3 protein-coding genes are annotated in these 2,541 nt (G+C 40.3%); all 3 read right to left on the bottom strand.

The features are described from left to right. Window positions 1–69: 69 nt before the first annotated feature. Complete coding sequence (gene tnpC, locus GA0116948_RS20810) at window positions 70–1,626, bottom strand: IS66 family transposase (protein ID WP_089715813.1); 1,557 nt, start codon at window positions 1,624–1,626, stop codon at window positions 70–72. Window positions 1,627–1,787: 161 nt separating this feature from the next. Next, on the bottom strand, window positions 1,788–2,147 hold the full coding sequence (tnpB, locus tag GA0116948_RS20805) for an IS66 family insertion sequence element accessory protein TnpB (RefSeq protein WP_089715811.1): 360 nt from the start codon (window positions 2,145–2,147) through the stop codon (window positions 1,788–1,790). Window positions 2,148–2,150: 3 nt separating this feature from the next. After that, complete coding sequence (tnpA, locus tag GA0116948_RS20800) at window positions 2,151–2,468, bottom strand: IS66 family insertion sequence element accessory protein TnpA (RefSeq protein ID WP_089715810.1); 318 nt, start codon at window positions 2,466–2,468, stop codon at window positions 2,151–2,153. Window positions 2,469–2,541 lie beyond the last annotated feature (73 nt).

The following is a 2,541-nucleotide window of genomic DNA, read 5'->3' as shown; positions in this document are numbered from 1 at the left end:
GTGTCCCTCCGGGAAGTTAAAAAGGCGGTATTGGTTTGAAGGTTAACTTTGTCGAATGCCTGAATTTTTCTACATATTTTCCTGATTCAATTTCCAGTTATGTGGTAATAGACTTTCTATTTTATTAATTGGGTATTCCTGCAGGTTATAACTAAGCATATCTTTGAGCCATTCATAGGGATTTACTTCATTCAGCTTACAGGTTACCAATAACGAGTATAGTAACGCCGTGCGTTTAGCGGCATCATGGGAACCACAGAATAAAAAATTCTTGCGTCCAATAGCTACAGGGCGCATGCATCGCTCTATATTATTATTGTCAATATTTAGGTGGCCAGTTGTAGCATACAGACTTAGTTTATCCCACCTGTTAATGCTATAGGCCAGTGCCTTGGCGATAAGGCTCTTAGGTTTAAGCAGCAGATATTCTTTTTTCATCCATTCTCCTAACTCCTGCAGTATGGGTACTGCTTCTTTAAGGCGCTTATCTTTAATTTGTTGTTCTGTTAACTGCTGCTCTTTACACGCTGCTTCTATTTTATATAGCTTGGCTATCTCAGTAAGCACATACTCTGCTCTGGATTTGTCATTAGCCTGCGCGTCAAACACTTTACGACGTGCATGCGCAAGGCAGCATAACAAAGTAATATCCTTGCCGGCCACTTTTTCATATACCGCATACCCATCTGTTTGCAAATGGCCTTTGAACAAGTGCATGATATGAGAAGCTGCGGGTCCATCCCGACCACTGTGATAGTCATAATAAATCAATTTACTATCTCCAGTCATATACACCCAGAAATACCCTTTATGAGTATCTTTCTTTATTGTGCTATCCAACACCTTTATTCCGGTTTCATCACCTTGCCAGTAGTTGTGGCGTAACATAACCCGCAACTGGGCCTCTCCTAAGCATTCAATCGCTTCGGCTACCAACCGCACCCAGTCAGCAATGGTGCTATAAGCAATAGTTACCCCATTGCGTTTAAAAAAGTCTAGTTGACGATTCAGCGGCTTGTGATCTACGAACTTATCAATAGTTACCTGCGCCAACAACTCCGGGTCTGCCGCACATTTAGGAAGTGCCTGTTCAGGCAATGAAGCGATAACACTCCTGTGTCCTTGCAGTTTGCCCGTTAAAGGACATTTATAACGAGGGCGAACAATACGCTTTACAAAGATTTCTCCAGGTTTCCAGCTTAGCTGCTCCTTTACTTCTTCTCCGTTTCTTTCACATCTACTTACATCTTCATCTGGCTCAATAATAATTTCTTCGCGGCGTAAATGTGCTGGTAATTCCTTTACAGTATCTTTGGAGGTTGGTTTATTTACTTTAACGTAGCTTACCTTTTTTACATCTTCCAGCTTCGTGGATGCAAATGTTTCTTCAAAAATAAGCCCCAACTCTTTTTGAGGCCCTGTTCCTCCTGGGACAAAACGCTCAGATTTAAAACCCTGTAATAGTTTGGTGAGTTGATGTAGTTGGTATTGCAATTGCATTACCTGGTTTTGTAATTGCTGATTGCTTTGTAGCTGAAGTTCGAAGCTTTTTAACAATTGCTGATGGACTGGCTGCAATTGCTCATAAAGCATTTTGTAATCGATATTTTTATCTGCAGCTAACATGAATCAAAGATAGACAGTCAATACATTACAGCCACAATAAAAAAAAGAAGTTATACAGTTTTTACGTGGATAAACCAGTGCATAAAAATGATTTTAAAAAACAAAAGGCATTACAATCGAATGGCGCCGATCATAATGCCTTTGGCTTTTTTTATGCGATTCTACGTACCCATTGGCATAGTATATCGCTTGCGAAAAACTGCTTTCTTTAGTGATACTCCCTGCAATATCATCATTAGCTGCTTAGAGGTAATTATACTGTGAGTGCCAGCCATTATCCCGTATGGCAATTCAAAGCTCCCTTTTTCCAATCGTTTATAATACAAGCCAAATCCGTCACCTTCCCATTGAACCGCCTTAAGGTGGGTCTGACGTTTGTTCAGAAAAATAAAAACGTCATTCAGCGCCATTTCCATCTTCAGTTCATTGGTAACGATTCCGCTAAGTCCGTCAAAACTCAGACGTGCATCTGCAAAAGGATGGTATAACCAATACCGTGTTCCGTTATTGATCTGTAGCATAAATTAACTCATTAATGCTTTTAAAAAAGATACGGAAGGCTCTCGATAAAAACGGATCCCTTTATACTCCGCGAAAAGAACACCTCCTTTTACAATCTCCTGTTCTTCAGCAGCAACTTTTAGTAAGGTAAAACCTCCCTTTGCTACTTTTTCCGGTTCCAGGCTAGCATGATACTTCTTTAGCCAGTAGTAATATGTACCCTGAGCCATATCATACAGTTCGCAAAAATCCCGCACCGTCAGGGCACTGGCTTCATGTTCCGCTATTAGGGAAAACATCTCTTGCTTCTTTGTTAATTTATTAGCTTGTTGCTGTTCCATCGCTTTGATTTTTGGTAAGAAGCTAAAATAATAATCTTACCTAAATTCAGTTTTTAACTTCCCGGAGGGACAC

It is taken from the genome of Chitinophaga costaii (assembly GCF_900094705.1).
Lineage (GTDB): Bacteria > Bacteroidota > Bacteroidia > Chitinophagales > Chitinophagaceae > Chitinophaga > Chitinophaga costaii.
This window is presented reverse-complemented; position numbering and strand designations above follow the sequence as displayed.